Source organism: Collinsella intestinalis (assembly GCF_902364775.2).
Lineage (GTDB): Bacteria > Actinomycetota > Coriobacteriia > Coriobacteriales > Coriobacteriaceae > Collinsella.
In genome coordinates this window covers 898,608-916,147 of record NZ_CABJEU020000001.1, presented here as the reverse complement: position 1 = coordinate 916,147, position 17,540 = coordinate 898,608, and the positions used below count along the sequence as shown (strand labels likewise).

Here is a 17,540-nt window from a genome sequence, read left to right as displayed (position 1 = left end):
GCCCTGGGGCATTTGGTAAGCTAGTTGCATGTTTGCTGCGAATGCGCATCGCGCGCATCGCCGTGAATGTACAATTTGCACCCGTCCCTTTTTACACATAGGGCTTGTCAACATACAAGGAGGGGTTGTGTCCCAGTTCACCGATATTTGCCGCATCAACGTTAAGGGCGGCGACGGCGGCGCCGGCTGCATGTCGTTCCGCCGTGAGGCCTTCGTTCCCAAGGGCGGCCCCGACGGCGGCGACGGCGGTCATGGCGGCGATGTCGTCATTCAGGCCGACGCCCAACTTTCGTCGCTTATCGATTATCGATTCAAACACCATTTCCGCGCCGAGGCCGGCACGCACGGCAAGGGCTCGCGCAAAGACGGCGCCGACGGCAAGGATCTTATCCTCAAGGTGCCCATGGGCACCGTCATCCGCGAGCTCGATCCCACGACGATGGAGCCCGCCTACGACCTGGCCGACCTCACGCACGACGGGGAGCGCGTCGTGGTGGCTCCCGGTGGCACCGGCGGTTTGGGCAACCCGCACTTCGTGACTTCCACGCGCCGTGCTCCGGCGTTCGCTCAAAAGGGCGAGCCCGCCATCGAGCACTGGATCGAGCTCGAGATGAAGCTTATGGCCGATGCGGCCCTCGTGGGTTTCCCGAGCGTCGGTAAGTCCTCGCTCATCGCCCGCATGAGCGCCGCCCGCCCCAAGATCGCCGACTACCCGTTCACCACGCTCGTGCCCAATCTCGGCATGGTGCGCGCCGGCGAGTATTCTTATGTCGTTGCCGACGTCCCGGGTCTCATCGAGGGCGCGGCCGAGGGCAAGGGCCTGGGTCATCAGTTCCTGCGTCATGTCGAGCGCACGGCTCTGATCTTGCACGTGGTTGACATCACGGGCAGCTATGAGGGCCGCGATCCCCTCGAGGATTACCGCATCATCAACGATGAGCTCTGCCGCTATGCATCCGACCTGGCCGATCGTCCGCAGATCGTCGTCGCCAACAAGTGCGATGCCTCCGGCGTGGCCGATCGCGTCCAGGCGCTCAAGATGGCTGCCCTCGAGGACGGTCACGAGTTCTTCGCCGTTTCCGCGCTTACGGGCGCCGGACTTCAGACGCTCATGCTCGCCTGCGGTGAGCGCGTGAGCGAGCTGCGTCGCGCCATCGCCGAGGAGCAGGCAGCCGCCCCCGCCTTCGACGAGGAGAAGTGGGAGCGCGCCCGCAAGGCTCGCGACAAGCGCTTCCGTGTACTCCAGGAGGAGCCGGGCGCTTGGCGCGTCACCGGCACCAACCTCGAGCGCATGGTCGTCCAGACTGACTGGGAGAACGAAGAGGCCATCATCTACCTGCAGCACCGCATGGCCCGCATGGGCGTGGACGATGCCCTCATCAAGGCCGGCTGCAAGAATGGCGATGAAGTTCGCATTCTCGGCTACGCCTTCGATTTCGAGGGCATCGACGATGATGAGGATTATGAGGACGATGTCGAGTTCATCGAGTTCGATGTCGACGATGAAGAGCTCGCCACCGAGGATTCTCAGCCCGAGGTCGGTGAGGAGGACACCGATGTCCTCGCGTGATCGACTGCTGCCCCCGCTCGGCGACGACCCTGAGCGCACGTACCGCCTGGGCATCATGGGCGGAACGTTCGACCCGATTCACTACGGTCACTTGGTCACCGCCGAGCAGGCACGCGAGGCGCTCGATCTTGATTTGGTGCTGTTCATGCCCGCCGGTTCGCCCGCGTTCAAGCAGGACAAGCACGTGAGCGACCCCGAGGATCGCTACGCCATGACGGTGCTGGCCACTGCCGCGAACGCGGCGTTCTACGCCAGCCGCTTCGAGATCGATCGCCCCGGCGTCACCTATACGGTCGACACCCTCGGTGAGTTGCGCTCGCGCTATCCCGATAACGTCGAGCTCTACTTCATCACGGGAGCAGACGCGATCATGGATATCCTTGCCTGGCATGACGCCGAGCGCCTCGCATCGCTTGCGACTCTGATCGCCGCGACCCGCCCCGGGTACGATATCGAGACGGCCAAGGCCCGCATTGCCGCCTCTGGCATCGATTTTGATGTTCGCTATATCGAGATTCCGGCTCTGGCCATCAGCTCGTCCAACATTCGCGAGCTCGTGCGCGACGGCAAGAGCGCGCGCTATCTCACGAGTGAGTCGGTGATGGGTTATATCCAGAAGAACGACTTGTACGTCACGGGAGAATGAGCACATGACGCTTTCAGATGAACAGATCGCCGAGCTCGAGGCCGTTCGCGCCAAGCTCGAGGTGCGCATGGTCGAGAAACCCCGCCGCTACCAGCACTCCGTGGGCGTTGCCAAGACGGCTTACGAGATCGCCCGCGCGTACGACGTGGACTGCTTTTCGGCTGCCCTTGCGGGGCTTTTGCACGATTGGGACAAGGTTTTGGACGATCACGAGCTGCTCGTGAGGGCCGCTCAGTATGGGGTACGCGTTGCCGGTTCCCCCTCCGCCGCCGTGGGGTTGCTGCACGGTCCTGTCGCCTCTTATGAGCTGCTGCATATCTTCGAGGGCATCGATGCTTCCGTGTGCCAGGCGGTCGCAAGGCATACGGTCGGAGCGGTCGACATGACGCCGCTCGACATGGTCGTGTTCGTCGCCGATGCGATCGAGCCCGGCCGCCACGGCGACTATGCCGAGCGTCTGCGCGCCATGGTGGGGGAGTCTTCCCTGGAAGAGCTGTTCTTCCAAACGTTCGCGCAGGGTCTCGTTTATGTGATTTCGGGTGGACGCTATCTGTACCCGACCGCCATCGACATCTATAATGCGTACGCAGCAAAGCGAACGCGCTAACCGATCACAGGAAAGGTTTTCCATGACTGACATGACCGACGATCAGCTTCTCGACTACGCCTCCGGCCTGGGCGCTCATGCCGCCGAGGGCAACGCCTCCGTCGAGCGCAGCGCCGCTTCCCCCTCCACGTCCGGCGTTCCCGCCATCGAGGTGGCCCGTGCCGCCGCCGACGCGGCCTCGTTCAAGGGCGCCGAGGACATTTGCATCATCGACCTCACCGAGCTCTCCGATGTCTGCGACTACTTTGTGCTTGCTACCGGCAACAACACGCGCATGGTCGACGCCATCGTCGACGAGGTCGAGGAGAAGGTTGCGAAGGCGTTCGGCGAGCATCCGTTCTCGATCGAGGGTCGCGAGGAGCGCAATTGGATCCTCATGGACTACGGTTCGGTCGTCGTCCACTCCTTCACCCCCGAGGCTCGCGAGTACTACCGCCTCGAGAAGCTCTGGGGCGACGCTCCCGTCATCGAGCTCTAATTTCGGCGTATCGCCACACATGGGTTTACGCAAAGGGCAGGCCATAGTGCCTGCCCTTTCTCATATCCGCAGTGTATTCTGCTCTTCGCTCGCTATATCCGACGGGCGAGCGTGGCGTAGTGTTTGTATAGCGCTGCGAATTGGCCACGGTACTTCGGTGCCCACGGTTTATCTCGGCCACAGAAGTGTAGGATCGCCGTGTTGTTTATAACCCAATCGAGCGTTGCCTCGCCGCCGGTGCGGATGATGTTGTCGGGGTACTTCCGCGCGTCAAAATTCCACACCTGATCGGGGACGGGCAAAGTGCATTCGCTATACAGGGCGTTGAAGATGTCCTGGTCGGGGAAGAGCAGCTTTCGCTCGTGCTCCATGGCGAAAGCGAAGATCTCGTCAGGGTCGATGAGTGCTTTGGCACGCGGCATGTCCATGAGAATAACGCCGGTGTTGAAGTAGAGCTCGCTCGTGTTGAGGCGCACGTTGTTGAGGGCCGTTGCCGGATGGATCGCATCGGTATGGGATGCGGCGGCGAAGATGCGATCGCCCAGTTCGATGTCGAAGAGCGGCGTGAGCGGGTTGATGATGAGGATGTCGGGGTCGAGATACAGGGCTCGGTCTATGTCGGCGTCGATGACATGCGGCGCTAGCATGCGGTAGTACATCTCCTGCGGGTATCGCTCGCTTGAACGTGCATGCGCGAAGAGCGCCTGGTCCACCATGCGGGGTGCCAGCTCGATCTCGATACGCCCGCAAAATAATGCAAGAGATTCGAGCGCCGCCTGCGGGATACCGCGGTGAAGGAGCCAGACACGGATGCTTACAGCTCGGTTATTTGCACGCAGCGACAGCAGCATGGTGCGGAGCGGGCCGAGATACCCCTCGTCACAGGTAACGACGATTTCGAGGGTGTGCTGCGTCATGGGTCTCCTTAACGGGGTCGATGCATGTTGGGACCGCAAGCCACTTGCGAGCCACGTTCTCTCTTGTACCCGCAGCTCGATGCGTAATCGGGTGCAGGTGCAAATTGTTCGTCACGTTGGACGTGCGTCCTTGTGGCGTGCGAGCTCGCCGATGTGTAATTTGCACCCGTCCCCAATTACACATCTTCCCAATTACACATCTTCGGGTGCGTGTTGCGTGAGGAACTTCGCGGGGTCGACGAGGTCGCCGCCAAAACGGGTGCTTCGCCCAAAGGACACGGCATCGTTGCCAAAGCGCTCGCGCAAGGCGTCGAGCGTGACGGCAAGGTCGCGCTTGTCGCTCGCCATGGCGCCCCGTTCATCGATGGCGCAAAAGAGGTCAGTCTGAATCCCATGGGGGTCCGGCCCAAAATCGCTCACGCCCACGCCGGCGAGGCGGATATGCATGCCCTCGGTCCAAATCGAGGCCAGCAGATCGCACGCGACCGCTCCGAATACGTTCTCATCGTCGGTCGCGTGTGCGAGCTTTCGCTGGATCGTTCTGCCTTCGCCAAAGGAGTACTTAAGCTTGAGCGTGACGGTGCGCCCCGCCAGTCCACGCCGGCGGAGCCTGGCGCCCACTGATTCGGAGAGCAGCTGTATCGCCGCCTTGACGTCGTTGGGGTCGGTGAGGTCGTGCGCGAAGGTCCGCTCGTTGCTGATTGACTTGACGTCGTCGGGCGCATCGATGGCCCGAACTTCGCTGACCTCGAGTCCCGCCGCCCTTCGACGCACGAGTTCGGTGTTGATGCCGAAGATGGGGGAGAGGAGGCCGTCGGACGCTTCTGCAAGCTGCCCGAGCGTCCGTATCCCCACGCGCGTAAGCGCGCTTTCGGCAGCGGCTCCGATGCCGCTCATGGCGCGGACGGGGAGCGGCGCGAGAAATCCGTGCTCGGTCCCTGGCGTCACGATGGTGAGCCCACGGGGCTTGTCCCGCTCGCTGGCGATCTTTGCGACGGTCTTGTTGCAGCCCAGCCCGATCGAGCAAGTGACGCCCAAGCTGGACACGCGTTGCGAGATGCGCTGCGCTATCTGGATTGGATGTTCGTCGCAAAACCTGCCGGGACTGATGTCGAAGAACGCCTCGTCGATGGACACGCGATCGACGAATGGGGTCTCATCTGCGAGAATGGCCATGACGCGCGCACTCATCTCGCGATAGCGATCGAAATGGCCGGGCGTCCAGATGGCCTCGGGGCACAGGCGTTTGGCCTGGGCGGACGACATGGCCGAGCGAACACCGTAGACTCGCGCCTCATATGAGCACGTGGAGACGACGCCGCGTTTTTCGGGCGAACCGCCCACGATCACGGGCTTTCCGCGCCATTCTGGATGATCGAGCTGCTCGACGCTCGCAAAGAACGCATCGAGGTCCATCAGCCCGATTGCGGGGCCGTTCCACGAGCCGAAGAGCTCTGGGGCGAGACCGTATGTATGTTCGCTTGTGTTCATGCTGTCAGTATATCGACAATTGCCGATGTACGCTGCATGAACATGCTTGCAATCGCGCAAATCTCAGATAAGATATGGATTTGCTTGCGACTTTCCAAATGAAGCCGGTCTCAAACGCTTCCCGTCGAGTCGTTTGGCACGGTAATTGTCCTGGTTAGGAATGCAGCAATCGCTGCGCAAAAGAAGGAGTTAGCATGGCTGTCAAGATTCGCCTCGCTCGTCATGGTTCCAAGAAGCGTCCGTACTACCGCGTCGTCGTCGCCGATTCCCGCACCCGTCGCGATGGTCGCCCCATCGAGGAGGTCGGTCGTTACAACCCGATGACCACCCCCAAGACCATCTCCCTCGACCTCGAGAAGATCGCCGACTGGCAGTCCAAGGGCGCTCAGCTCACCGACGCCGTCGCCGCTCTGGTGAAGGCCGCCAACGAGGGCGAGAAGGCCGCCGCTGCCCCCAAGAAGTCCAAGAAGCAGCTCGCCAAGGAGGCCGAGGAGGCCGCCCGTAAGGCCGAGGAAGAGGCCGCTGCCGCTGCCGAGGCTTCCGAGGAGTAAATCGTGTCTGAGGAGCTGCTCTTGGAATCCCTCGTTGATGAGGCCATCGACGCCACCGAGGCGGAGGAGCTCGTCTCCGACCGTATCGCCGATCTCGTTGAGTATCTCGTCTGCAGCATCGTCGACGATGCCGACGGCGTTTCGCTCGAGGTGATCGACGGTGCCGACTCGTCGACCATCGAGGTCACCGTCGCCGGGGGCGACGTGGCCAAGGTTATCGGTCGCCACGGTCGCACCATCAAGGCCATCCGTACGCTCGCCCGTGCCCTCGCTGCTCGTCTCGACACTTCCGTCGAGGTCGAGGTCCTGGGTTAGGCCCGTGCGCGCCGCCTATAAGAACATCGCCCGTGTGGTTCGCCCGCACGGCACCAAAGGGGAGGTTCTCGTGGCTCCGCTGCGAGGCCTTCCCCTTTTGCTTACCGAGTCGATGCGGGTGCATCTGACTCCGCCCGCCCTCAAGCGGGAGCGCACCTCGACCGTCGAGTCCCTCTCCGTCACGCCCGAGGGCGCCCGCGTGCGCTTCTCCTGCGCTCATAATCTCGATGACGCCGAGAGCTTGACGGGTTGCTATGTCCTCGCATCCTGCGATGACTTCGAGCTCGGTCGTCTCGATTCGGCCGTTGGTGACCTGCTGGGCCGCTCTGTTGTCGACGAGCGTTTTGGTGATTTGGGCTCTATCGTCGAAGTCATGGAGACCCCTGCGAACGATGTCTGGGTGCTGGACGGTTCCTCGCACGGGGAGGTCTTGGTACCCGTTATCGACGAGGTCATCGTCGAGCTGCCCGAAGAGGGGGCCATCACCGTCCGCATCATGGACGGCCTGCTCGATCTCTAAACGCTGAGAGGAGTGCTCATGCTCATCGAGACCCTCTCGGTCTTTCCCGAGCTTTTCGAACCCTATATGTCCACGTCGATCATGGGTCGCGCTCGCGCGCGCGGCTTGTTCGATTTTGCCGCGCACGACTTGCGCGATTGGACGCACGATCGCCATCGCACCGTGGACGACGCGCCCTTTGGTGGCGGCGCCGGCATGCTCATGAAGGTCGAGCCCCTTCATGAGGCGATTTGCGACATCTCGTCGAGGGGGGAGTGCCCGCCCCGCGTCGTCTTTTTCACCCCGTGCGGTGAGCCCTTCACGCAAGAGGTCGCCGAACGACTCTCTACATGCGAGCGCATCCTGTTCGTCTGCGGACGTTACGAGGGCATGGATGAGCGCGCCTATGACCTCGCGGACGAGCGCCTTTCGATTGGCGATTACGTTCTGACCGGCGGCGAGCTTCCCGCCCTCGTGGTCTCTGACGCCATCATCCGCTTGATCCCCGGCGCGCTCGGCAACGACATGGGCAGCGTCGACGAGTCGTTCTCGACTTCCGATGACGGCGGGTTGCTCGAATACGCCCAGTACACGAGGCCCGCTGATTTCAACGGATCTACCGTTCCGGACGTCCTGCTCTCGGGCGACCATGCCAAAGTCGCGGCTTGGCGTCGCTCGAACGCCATCGAACGCACCTGCCGTTGGCGCCCCGACCTCATCGACTCCGCGCGTCTGACCGATGGCGAGCGCCGTCGTGCTATCGAGCTGATCGAGCAGTTCCATCCCGGCGATGATCAGGCCGTATCTGATGGGGAGGCTATCGATGAGTGACACCCCCGAGACCCTTGACGGCGCTGCTGCTCAATCTGCGCCTTCGAATGAATCCGAGCGCTTGGATGGACCCGATCGCGAGTCCAAGTGGAAGGGGCTTCTCGAGTGGCTCGGCGTCTTTGTTGTCGCCTTCGCTGTCTTCGCCCTGATTCGCGTGTTCGTCGTTTCGCCGTTCGTTGTTCCGAGCGGCTCTATGGAGCCGACCATTCTTGTCGGCGATCAGGTTTTCGCCCAGCGCGTCAGCGCGCATCTCGGCGATACGCCCGAAGTCGGCGATATCGTCGTGTTCAAGAATCCCGTCTCCGATTCAAGCCACGAGATCTTGGTGAAGCGCGTCGTGGCCCGAGCCGGCCAGACGGTCGATATGATCGACGGGCAGGTATATGTCGACGGGGTCGCCTTGAAGGAGCCCTATGTCGTTGGCGAGAGCTACCCGCTGCCCATGCAGGCTCCGGGGGTTTCGATCGACTACCCGTATGTCGTTCCAGAAGGTTCGCTGTGGATGATGGGGGACAACCGTGAGAACTCCTCCGATTCCAGGTACTTCGGGGCCGTTCCCACGGACAACGTCGTGGGCACCGTCTTTTTCCGATATTGGCCGTTCTCGAGGATCGGCTCGATGTAACGCTAGAATATAAGATTGTTTGACCGTACGAATGAGGGGGAGCGCCGCAGGATGAATCCGAACGCATTGACCTTCCAAGAGATGATTCTCAAGCTCGAGGAGTATTGGGCCGGCCATGGCTGCACCGTCATGCAGCCCTACGATTCCGAGGTGGGTGCCGGTACGTTCCACACCGCCACGCTGCTTCGCAGCCTCGGCAAGAAGCCGTGGCGCGCGTGCTACCCGCAGCCCTGCCGCCGTCCCGCCGACGGTCGCTACGGCGAGAATCCCAACCGCATGCAGCATTATTACCAGTTCCAGGTGCTCATCAAGCCGAGCCCCGAGAACTCCCAGGAGTTGTACCTGGATTCTCTGACCGCCATCGGCCTCGATCCTGCCGAGCACGACGTCCGCTTTGTCGAGGACGACTGGGAGAGCCCGACGCTCGGCGCCTGGGGCCTCGGTTGGGAGGTTTGGCTGGATGGCATGGAGGTCACCCAGTTCACCTACTTCCAGCAGGTCGGTGGCATCGAGTGCGATCCGGTTCCCGTCGAGATCACCTATGGGCTCGAGCGCATCGCCATGTACGCTCAGGGCGTCACGAGCGTCTACGACCTGGTCTGGAGCTACCTGCCCGACGGCACGCCCATGACCTACGGTGAGGTCTTCCTCGAGAACGAGCGCGAGTTCTCCGCTTACAACTTCGAGGTCGCCAACGTCGATATGATGCGCCAGAAGTTCGATGATTTCGAGGCTGAGTGCCATGCATGCCTCGAGGCCAAGCTCCCGCTGCCCGCCTATGACTGCGTCATGAAGTGCAGCCACAGCTTCAATATCCTGGATGCCCGCGGCGCCATTTCCGCCACTGAGCGCGCGGCGTACATCCTGCGCGTCCGCACGCTCGCCAAGGCGTGCTGCGAATCCTATCTGGCCGAGGTAGCCGGTGATGTGGCCGCGTCCGACAGCGTTGAGAAGGGGGAGGTGGCCTAAGTGGCGAACACCCGTGATTTTCTGTTCGAGCTCGGTGTCGAGGAGATGCCCTCCGCCCCGCTCAACAATGCCGTCAAGCAGCTTGAATCCCTGATGGGCAAGGGTCTCGACGAGGCCGGGCTCGCCCATGGCGCGATTCGCGTCATCTCCTCGCCGCGCCGCCTGGCCGTGCTCGTGAGCGATGTCGCCGAGGCGACGGAGGAGATCCACTCCGTCCTGCGCGGTCCCTCCGCCAAGATCGCCTTCGACGCCGAGGGCAATCCCACCAAGGCCGCTGAGGGTTTTGCCCGTAAGAACGGTCTCGTCGCCAGCGAGTTGGTCCGTCGCGAGGATGCCGATGGCACCGAGTACGTCTTTGCTGAGCAGAACACCCCTTCCGAGCCCGCGCTTCCCATCTTGACGCGCGTGTGCGAAGGCCTCATCCCGTCCATCCAGTGGCCTAACTACCGTAGCCAGCGTTGGGGCAGCGAGCATGCCACCTTCGTGCGTCCGGTGCGTTGGATCTGCTGCCTCTTCGGTGAGGAGGTCGTCCCGGTCTCCTTTGCCGACGTTGTGAGCGGCAACACCACGCGCGGTCATCGCGTGCTTTCCCCCGGTGAGCACCTCGTCGCCAGCACGGATGCCTACGAGGATGTTCTCGAGTCCGCCCATGTCCTGTCCGCCGAGCGTCGCGAGCAGGTCATCCGCGAGGGAATCGCCAAGGTCGAATCCGAGCTCGGCGTGCGCGTCGATACGCCAGCCAAGGTGTTCGACGAGGTCGTCAACCTCTGTGAGTGGCCGACGGTCCTCGTGGGCCACTTCGACGAGGAGTTCCTGAACGTTCCGTCCGAGATCATTTGCGAGTCCATGCTGTCCAACCAGCGTTACTTCCCGACGTACGACGCCCAGGGCAATCTGACCCGTGCGTTCGTCGTTGTCTCCAACGGCGACCCCAAGGCCAGCGCCACCGTGATCGACGGCAATGAGCGCGTTGTCCGCGCGCGCCTGTACGACGCCAAGTTCTTCTACGATGAGGACCTCAAGGTCGACCTCGAGGTGTTCCGTGAGCGTCTGGCCTCCGTCGGCTTCCAGCAGAAGCTCGGCACTGTGCTCCAGAAGTCCGACCGCATGGAGGACCTGGCCCTCGCCATCGCTCGCGAGGCCCATCTCGGTGCCCATGCGGCGTCCAGCGCTCAGCGTGCCGCCCACCTGGCCAAGGCCGACCTCGTGTCGTCCGCGGTCGTCGAGTTCACCAGCCAGCAGGGCGTGATGGGTGGCTACTATGCCACCGCAGCGGGCGAGGAGCCCGAGGTCGCCGCCGCCATTCGCGATCATTATCGCCCCCGCTTTGCCGGCGACGATCTGCCCGAGGGCATCGCCGGCTGCATCGTTGCCGTCGCCGACAAGCTCGATACCATCGCGGGCATGTTTGCTATCGACGAGCCCCCTACCGGCTCCAAGGATCCCTTCGCGCTGCGTCGTTCCGCCATCGGCGTCCTCAACATCCTGCGCACGCGTCTTAAGTGCGGGTATGAGGCGATCGTCGATGCTGCGCTCGAGGGCTACCTGGAGCAGGGCCTTGAGTTCGACAAGGCTGCCGTGGCTGCATCCGTCTGCGCGTTCATCAAGGGCCGCATGGCCCAGATGGCCCGCGATGAGAAGGTTTCCGCCGACACCGTGGCCGCCGTTTCCGACGGTGACGTCACCGTTCCCGTGCACTTCTTCGAGCTCGCGCATGCTCTCGAGGAGGCCCGCGCCAACGACCGCGAGGCCTTCACCAACCTCGCCACCGCTTATGCGCGTGCCGCTCACCTCGCCGACGCGGAACTCGGTATCGAGGTCGATCGCAATCTCATGGGCGACGCCGAACTTGCCCTGCTGGATGCGACCGATGCCGCGCGCGATGAGGTTGCCTCGGCGCTTGACGCTCGCGATTTCAAGGCCGTCATCGCCGCCCTTGCGGCCCTGCGCGGTCCCATCGACGCGTTCTTCGACGACGTCATGGTCATGGACGAGGACATGGCCGTTCGCGAGAACAGGCTCCGCTTGCTCAACCGCTTCGAGAGCGTGTTTGCCGGCATTGCCAACATCGGCGAGATGGCGCGCAAGTAGTGCCTGCTTCGCAGTGTTCATAGCTTGATAGGAGGGTCCGCGAGGGCCCTCTTTTCATATGGGAGCGGCTCAGCCATGCGGATTGTTCGCGGCCGCCGCTCATCCAAATGGATGGTCTTTTCGGCGCCCGACGTTGGGGCTGTACGTTATAGTCGCCTTGATGTGAAGACCCGTCTGAAGGGTGGCTCCATGACCAAGCGTTTAGCACGCCATGTCGTCCTCGTCGTTTCCGATTCGCTGGGTGCGACGGGTTATGAAGTCGCCCGTGCTGCGTGCGGTCAGTTCGACGGAGTCGAGATCGCCGTCGAGCGTCTGACCAAGGTGAAGGACGCCAAGGTAGTTGAGGGGGCTGTCCAACAGCTCTTGGGCGAGGGGAGGGCGCTCAGCGTTCTGTACACCATCGCCGACGGTGCCTTGCGCGCCGAGGTCGGTGAGCGGCTTTTTGCAATGGGCATCAACGGTGTCGACGTGCTCGGTCCGGCGGTCCAGGCATTGAGTGAGAGCTCGGGAGTCGCGCCGAGTGGTATTGCAGGGTCCATCCATCGTACGGACGAGGAGTATTTCAAGCGCATCGAGGCTATGGAGTATTTCGTCGAGCATGACGATGGCCGCGGTGCCGATGACTTGGATGACGCCGACATCGTCCTTATCGGTATCTCGCGCACCGGCAAAACACCGCTGTCCATGTACCTCGCCCATCTTGGGTATCGCGTTGCGAACATTCCTCTCGTTCCGGGCGTGGAGCCGCCGTCGTCCCTGTTCTCCGTCGATCCTGGAAAGGTCTTCGGACTCATCTCCACAACCGAAGTCGTTTCAACGATCCGCGATCGGCGCCTCGGCGACGATATGAGTCGCGCCGTCGCTTCCGACTATGCCGATCCCGAGCGCGTCCGTTCGGAGATGGATGAGGCCCGGGCGCTCATCAAAAAGCTCGGATGCATCACCGTTCGCACGGATGGCAAGGCTATCGAGGAGTCCGCTGCCGAGATCCTCGAGCGCATGAGGCAGGTGCGCATCGGTCGCGAGCGCCGTCTAGAGCGCCTGGATGCGCAATCGATTTAGCATATTCTAGCTGCGGTGGTATCTTCATGAGGTAACCACATGCGCGACCGTCTGCCGTACACATGGCACCGCTCGGCCCCATATCCCCGCATCTTCACAGGTATTTCCAATCGCCCCCGTAGAGTTCCCTTAACGCGCAGAAGCGCGGTATGGCAAACGATATGGCCCGGCTTCGGGTCGATAGGGGGTCAGTGTGACTACGATGCAGCGCGTGTACAAATTCGGTGGCGGCGTGGCCTCGCCCGACGTGACCGAGGGCGACGCCTCGATGAATTACATCCTCGGCGGCAAGGGCGCTAACCTCGCCGAGATGTGCCGTATCGGCCTCCCCGTGCCTCCGGGCTTCACCATCACGTGCCAGACCTGCGTCGAGTATGACGAGGCGGGGAACAGCTGGCCCGATGGCGCCCTCGACGAGATCGAGGCGGCGACGTGCGATCTCGAGGCTCGCATGGGAAAGCGCCTGGGAGATGCCGAGGATCCGCTGCTCGTCTCGGTCCGCTCTGGAGCTCCGTTCTCCATGCCGGGCATGATGGACACCGTGTTGAACCTCGGCCTCAACGATGAATCCGTGATGGGCCTCATCGCCCAGACCGACAACCCTCATTTCGCATGGGATTCGTACCGCAGGTTCATCCAGATGTTCTCCAACGTGGTTCTGGGTATCGATGCCGATCTGTTCGAGAATGCCATCGCCCAGCGGCGCCTGATCGCCGGGGTCCGCACCGATGCCGAGCTCTCCGATGAAGATCTCCGCGATCTTGTCGACGAGTTCAAGGCGATCTTCGCCCGAGAGGTCGATGCCTCCGCGTATCCCGAGCTCGTCGTGGACGGAACTGTTACCTTCCCCGCAGATCCCCGCCTTCAGCTTCGTTTGGCCATACAGGCCGTGTTCGGCAGCTGGATGAATGAGCGCGCTTGCATCTACCGTCAGCGCAACCGCATCCCCGACGATCTCGGCACTGCCGTCAACGTCCAGGTCATGGTATTCGGCAACAAGGGGGAGACCTCTGCGACCGGCGTTGCGTTCACGCGCGACCCCGCCTGCGGTGCGCGGGGAACCTATGGAGACTTCCTCGTGAACGCACAGGGCGAGGACGTCGTCGCCGGCATCCGCAACACCGAGCCCATCTCCGATCTCGCGAACGTCCCCGGCCTGGAGGAGGCCGCGGCCGAGCTTGACCGCGTTTTCGGCATCCTTGAGGGTCATTATCGCGATATGTGCGATATCGAGTTCACCATCGAGCAGGGCAAGCTGTGGATGCTGCAGACGCGTGCGGGCAAGCGTACGGCTGCGGCGGCCTTGCGCATCGCGATCGACATGGTCGAGGAGGGGCTCATCTCCCGCGATGAGGCGCTTATGCGCATCGACCCCTCGCAGCTCGACCAGCTCTTGCATCCTCAGTTCGACACCTCCGCCGCCGTCGACGTGCTTGCACGCGGCCTCAACGCGAGCCCCGGAGCCGCCGTGGGTGAGATTGTCTTTTCCTCCGACGACGCCGTCGCCGTCCATGAGGCCGGGCGCCCCGCAATCCTTGTGCGCTGGGAGACGAACCCCGATGACCTCAAGGGCATGGTCGCCGCTGAGGGCATCTTGACGAGTCATGGTGGAAAGACTAGCCACGCTGCCGTTATCGCGCGCGGGATGGGCACGCCGTGTGTATGCGGTGTCGAGAGCTTCCGCATCGATGCCGTCGCGAAAGAGGTTCACGTTCTGGGAACCGATATCGTGCTGCACGAAGGCGACGTCATCTCCATCGACGGCGGTCAGGGCATCGTTGTCGCCGGTGCGGTGCCGCTTGTCAAGCCCGAGCTGACCGGAGACCTTGACACCGTTCTCGGCTGGGCGGACGAGGTGCGCCTCGATGAGTCCGCCGGACGCGGTTATCACGTGCGCGTCAACGCCGATAACCCCGAAGATGCCGAACTCGCCCTTGAATTCGGCGCCGAGGCCATCGGCCTGTGCCGCACGGAGCATATGTTCCTCGGCGATCGCAAGCAGATCATCCAGTCCTTCATCCTCTCCGACGATGCGGATGTACGCGCCAAGGCGCTCGAGGACCTGCTGGCCGTCCAAACTGAGGACTTCGTCGCCATGCTGCGTACCATGACCGGACGCGCCATGGTCATCCGACTCATCGATCCGCCGCTTCATGAGTTCCTCGACGATCCTCGCGAGCTTGCCGGTGAGATCGCGCGTAAAGAGGCCCTGGGCCAGGACGTTTCCGATGCTCGTGAGCGCCTGCGCCTCATCGACGGGATGATGGAATCCAACCCCATGCTCGGCCTTCGCGGCGTGCGACTTTCCATCGTCTATGCCGACCTTCCGTTGATGCAGGTGCGCGCCGTCGCATCCGCCGCCGCCCGCCTCAAGCTCGAGGGCTTCGATCCGCGCCCCGAAATCATGATTCCGCTCGTGTCCATCACCGAGGAGCATGTCCAGACCCGTGCGGTCGCCGAGCGCGTCATCGCCGAGGTCGAGGCGGAGTACGGCGTGAAGCTCGACATTCCCATTGGAACCATGATCGAGCTGCCGCGTGCTTGTCTGGTCGCCGATGAGATCGCAGCCCATGCCGACTTCTTCTGCTTCGGTACGAACGATCTCACGCAGACGACCTTCGGCTTCTCGCGAGACGACGCCGAGGCCAAATTCCTTCCCGCCTACCTGCATGAGAAGGTGCTGGCTGCAAATCCCTTCGAGACCGTCGATCCCGCCGTTCTCCAGCTGGTGAAGATGGCCGTCGACAAGGGCCGTGCCGTCACGTCCGAAATGCATTTCGGCGTCTGCGGAGAGCACGGCGGCGACCCGACATCGATCGTCGACTTCTTCAACACGGCAGGCGTGGACTATGTGAGCTGCTCTCCGTATCGCGTCCCGCTCGCCCGACTCGCGGCTGCACGCGCCAAGCTCATCTCCGAACGCTAACGGTGCGAACCGACAATCGACCCCCTTTATTCGCGGTGGCCGCATTCGTGCGGCCACCGTACTTTTGGTGTACTTTCGTTCACATGCAATCGAATGGATACAATAATTTCCGTATGCGTGTACCCACCTCGACGCATATGACTTTGAATTGCGCGGCGGCATCGACCGTCGTTTTCGTTATCGTGCAATCGAAAGGAGCCACATCAGTCTATGGCAACCAACAACAAGAAATCTAACGTGACGCTCAAGGTCATCCCCCTGGGCGGCCTTGACGGCATCGGCAAGAACATGACCGCCTTCGAGTGCGGCGATGACATGGTGCTCGTCGACGCCGGCCTCATGTTCCCTGACGACAACCAGCCCGGTATCGACCTCGTCCTGCCGGACTACACTTACGTTCTCGAGAACGAGCACAAGCTTCGCGGCATCATCATCACCCATGGCCATGAGGACCATACGGGTGCGCTGCCCTATCTCTTGCAGGACCTCAACAACAAGGTGCCGATTTTCTCCAGCAAGCTCACCCTCGGCTTCATCGAGGGCAAGCTTTCCGAGTTCCGCATCCGTGCGCCCAAGTTCCGCGAGGTCAAGGGCGGCAGCCACGTCAATCTTGGCTGCTTCTCCATCGAGTTCTTCTCCACGACGCACTCCATCCCCGGCGCGCTCGGCGTGTTCCTGAAGACCCCGGCCGGCACCGTCGTCCACACGGGCGACTTCAAGCTCGACCAGACCCCGATCGACGGCGTCACCCCCGACTATGGTGCGCTTGCAAAGTTCGGCAAGCAGGGCGTCGACCTGCTCATGTCCGACTCCACCAACGCCACCGTCCCGGGCTTCACCAAGTCCGAGGCTGAGGTCGGCCCTTCGATCCTCCACGCGATCAAGAACGCCAAGGGTCGCGTCTTCGTCGCCTCCTTCTCCAGCCACATCCACCGCTTGCAGCAGATCTGCGATGCGGCCAAGAAGTGCAATCGCAAGATCGTCGTCACCGGCCGCTCGATGCTCACCAACACGCGAGTTGCCCGCGAGCTCGGCTACCTGAAGGTCGACGAGAACGACCTGCTCGATGCCTTCGAGATCAACGGCATCCCCGAGGACAAGCTCGTCGTCATGTGCACCGGTTCGCAGGGTGAGCCGCTCTCCGCTCTTTCCCGTATGGCCAACGGCGAGCACAAGACGCTGTCCATCCACGAGGGTGATACGGTCATCATCTCCGCAACCCCGGTTCCGGGTAACGAGAAGGCCGTCCAGCAGGTCGTGAACAGCCTGGCCAAGCTCGGCTGCGACGTGTACGACAAGAGCCGTGCCCTGGTCCACGTCTCCGGCCACGCCAGCCAGGAGGAGCTCAAGCTCATGCTCGCCCTCACCAAGCCGAGCTACTTCATGCCCGTCCACGGCGAGGCCGTGCATCTGCGCGCGCACGCCGCGCTCGGCCAGAAGATGGGCGTCCCCGCCAAGAACATCTTCGTGATCGACAACGGCGATTCTCTTGAGATGCGCGACGGCATCGTCAAGCGCGGCCGCTCCGTCGAGTCCGGCGTCGTATACGTTGATGGCCTGCGCATCGGCGATACCGACCCGATCGTCCTGCGCGACCGTCAGAAGCTCGCGAGCGACGGCATGGTGACGGTCGTTGCCATGCTCGACATGAAGCGCAAGAAGATCGGTGATCTCGAGTTTTCCGGTCGTGGCGTCTCGTTCCCCATCGACGACCAGTTCTCCGCTGATGCCTCCGCCGCCATTCAGCGCGCCATCGAGAAGGGCAAGTTCAACTTCTCGAGCTCCGGTACGGATGCCATCCGCAAGGCCGTGCGCGATGCCCTCTCGAATTACATTTGGAACAACAACCGCACGCGACCGATGATCATCCCGGTCGTCATGGAGGTGTAGATTGGCCCGCTCAGCCAATTCATCTGCAAAGAAATCTCCGGCACGTAAGAACAAGCAAGGGGCGGCCTCCTC

At 62.5% G+C, this 17,540-nt stretch carries 16 protein-coding genes; 14 read left to right on the top strand and 2 right to left on the bottom strand.

Features of this window, described 5'->3' with window-relative positions:
* The first annotated feature begins 127 nt into the window (after positions 1–127).
* The 4 genes from obgE to rsfS are packed head-to-tail and all read left to right on the top strand — an operon-like array spanning position 128 to position 3,301.
* A complete protein-coding gene (gene obgE / locus FY258_RS03940) occupies positions 128–1,570 on the top strand; it encodes a GTPase ObgE (protein ID WP_118103298.1) in 1,443 nt (480 codons plus the stop codon).
* Positions 1,557–2,216, top strand: coding sequence for a nicotinate-nucleotide adenylyltransferase (gene nadD, locus FY258_RS03935; RefSeq protein ID WP_118103296.1), 660 nt, complete (start codon positions 1,557–1,559; stop codon positions 2,214–2,216). Before obgE ends, nadD begins: the two co-directional genes overlap by 14 nt.
* 4 nt (positions 2,217–2,220) lie before the next feature.
* On the top strand, positions 2,221–2,823 hold the full coding sequence (gene yqeK, locus FY258_RS03930; protein WP_118103294.1) for a bis(5'-nucleosyl)-tetraphosphatase (symmetrical) YqeK: 603 nt from the start codon (positions 2,221–2,223) through the stop codon (positions 2,821–2,823).
* Between the two features lie 22 nt (positions 2,824–2,845).
* Positions 2,846–3,301, top strand: coding sequence for a ribosome silencing factor (gene rsfS, locus FY258_RS03925; RefSeq protein ID WP_118103292.1), 456 nt, complete (start codon positions 2,846–2,848; stop codon positions 3,299–3,301).
* 92 nt (positions 3,302–3,393) lie between these two features.
* Here rsfS and FY258_RS03920 read toward each other — a convergent pair whose 3' ends face one another.
* Together FY258_RS03920 and dinB are read right to left on the bottom strand one after the other, a co-directional pair.
* Complete coding sequence (locus tag FY258_RS03920) at positions 3,394–4,218, bottom strand: glycosyltransferase family 8 protein (protein WP_118103290.1); 825 nt, start codon at positions 4,216–4,218, stop codon at positions 3,394–3,396.
* A gap of 192 nt (positions 4,219–4,410) precedes the next feature.
* Entirely contained in the window at positions 4,411–5,709 is a 1,299-nt protein-coding gene (dinB, locus tag FY258_RS03915; RefSeq protein ID WP_118103288.1) for a DNA polymerase IV, read from the bottom strand.
* 194 nt (positions 5,710–5,903) lie between these two features.
* Here dinB and rpsP point away from each other — a divergent pair, with 194 nt between their 5' ends.
* The 10 genes from rpsP to FY258_RS03865 all read left to right on the top strand — a co-directional run bounded on the left by rpsP (position 5,904) and on the right by FY258_RS03865 (position 17,468).
* Entirely contained in the window at positions 5,904–6,260 is a 357-nt protein-coding gene (rpsP, locus tag FY258_RS03910; protein ID WP_118103286.1) for a 30S ribosomal protein S16, read from the top strand.
* Between the two features lie 3 nt (positions 6,261–6,263).
* Positions 6,264–6,575 carry a KH domain-containing protein gene (locus FY258_RS03905; protein ID WP_182279405.1) on the top strand — a complete coding sequence of 104 codons (312 nt, stop codon included), beginning with the start codon at positions 6,264–6,266 and terminating at the stop codon, positions 6,573–6,575.
* Complete coding sequence (locus FY258_RS03900; RefSeq protein ID WP_310592052.1) at positions 6,523–7,095, top strand: ribosome maturation factor RimM; 573 nt, start codon at positions 6,523–6,525, stop codon at positions 7,093–7,095. Before FY258_RS03905 ends, FY258_RS03900 begins: the two co-directional genes overlap by 53 nt.
* An 18-nt stretch (positions 7,096–7,113) precedes the next feature.
* The gene (gene trmD / locus FY258_RS03895) at positions 7,114–7,905 is read left to right on the top strand and encodes a tRNA (guanosine(37)-N1)-methyltransferase TrmD (protein WP_118103282.1); all 792 of its coding nucleotides are present in this window, start codon (positions 7,114–7,116) and stop codon (positions 7,903–7,905) included.
* On the top strand, positions 7,898–8,530 hold the full coding sequence (lepB, locus tag FY258_RS03890) for a signal peptidase I (RefSeq protein ID WP_182279404.1): 633 nt from the start codon (positions 7,898–7,900) through the stop codon (positions 8,528–8,530). The genes trmD and lepB overlap by 8 nt, the downstream gene beginning before the upstream one ends.
* A gap of 51 nt (positions 8,531–8,581) precedes the next feature.
* Positions 8,582–9,499, top strand: coding sequence for a glycine--tRNA ligase subunit alpha (locus FY258_RS03885; protein ID WP_118103280.1), 918 nt, complete (start codon positions 8,582–8,584; stop codon positions 9,497–9,499).
* The gene (glyS, locus tag FY258_RS03880) at positions 9,500–11,590 is read left to right on the top strand and encodes a glycine--tRNA ligase subunit beta (protein ID WP_118103278.1); all 2,091 of its coding nucleotides are present in this window, start codon (positions 9,500–9,502) and stop codon (positions 11,588–11,590) included.
* Positions 11,591–11,779: 189 nt separating this feature from the next.
* Positions 11,780–12,652, top strand: coding sequence for a pyruvate, water dikinase regulatory protein (locus tag FY258_RS03875; protein ID WP_118103276.1), 873 nt, complete (start codon positions 11,780–11,782; stop codon positions 12,650–12,652).
* A gap of 202 nt (positions 12,653–12,854) precedes the next feature.
* Positions 12,855–15,578 carry a pyruvate, phosphate dikinase gene (gene ppdK, locus FY258_RS03870; RefSeq protein ID WP_182279443.1) on the top strand — a complete coding sequence of 908 codons (2,724 nt, stop codon included), beginning with the start codon at positions 12,855–12,857 and terminating at the stop codon, positions 15,576–15,578.
* Positions 15,579–15,788: 210 nt separating this feature from the next.
* Positions 15,789–17,468 carry a ribonuclease J gene (locus tag FY258_RS03865; RefSeq protein ID WP_006722641.1) on the top strand — a complete coding sequence of 560 codons (1,680 nt, stop codon included), beginning with the start codon at positions 15,789–15,791 and terminating at the stop codon, positions 17,466–17,468.
* The last annotated feature ends 72 nt before the right edge of the window (positions 17,469–17,540 follow it).

What these genes read in the sequence shown, in the direction of transcription:
- nadD (WP_118103296.1), top strand. Translation starts at nt 1,557, where the DNA reads ATGTCCTCGCGTGATCGACTGCTGCCCCCGCTCGGCGACGACCCTGAG.
- yqeK (WP_118103294.1), top strand. Translation starts at nt 2,221, where the DNA reads ATGACGCTTTCAGATGAACAGATCGCCGAGCTCGAGGCCGTTCGCGCC.
- rsfS (WP_118103292.1), top strand. Translation starts at nt 2,846, where the DNA reads ATGACTGACATGACCGACGATCAGCTTCTCGACTACGCCTCCGGCCTG.
- FY258_RS03920 (WP_118103290.1), bottom strand. Translation starts at nt 4,218, where the DNA reads ATGACGCAGCACACCCTCGAAATCGTCGTTACCTGTGACGAGGGGTAT.
- dinB (WP_118103288.1), bottom strand. Translation starts at nt 5,709, where the DNA reads ATGAACACAAGCGAACATACATACGGTCTCGCCCCAGAGCTCTTCGGC.
- rpsP (WP_118103286.1), top strand. Translation starts at nt 5,904, where the DNA reads ATGGCTGTCAAGATTCGCCTCGCTCGTCATGGTTCCAAGAAGCGTCCG.
- trmD (WP_118103282.1), top strand. Translation starts at nt 7,114, where the DNA reads ATGCTCATCGAGACCCTCTCGGTCTTTCCCGAGCTTTTCGAACCCTAT.
- lepB (WP_182279404.1), top strand. Translation starts at nt 7,898, where the DNA reads ATGAGTGACACCCCCGAGACCCTTGACGGCGCTGCTGCTCAATCTGCG.
- FY258_RS03885 (WP_118103280.1), top strand. Translation starts at nt 8,582, where the DNA reads ATGAATCCGAACGCATTGACCTTCCAAGAGATGATTCTCAAGCTCGAG.
- FY258_RS03875 (WP_118103276.1), top strand. Translation starts at nt 11,780, where the DNA reads ATGACCAAGCGTTTAGCACGCCATGTCGTCCTCGTCGTTTCCGATTCG.
- ppdK (WP_182279443.1), top strand. Translation starts at nt 12,855, where the DNA reads ATGCAGCGCGTGTACAAATTCGGTGGCGGCGTGGCCTCGCCCGACGTG.
- FY258_RS03865 (WP_006722641.1), top strand. Translation starts at nt 15,789, where the DNA reads ATGGCAACCAACAACAAGAAATCTAACGTGACGCTCAAGGTCATCCCC.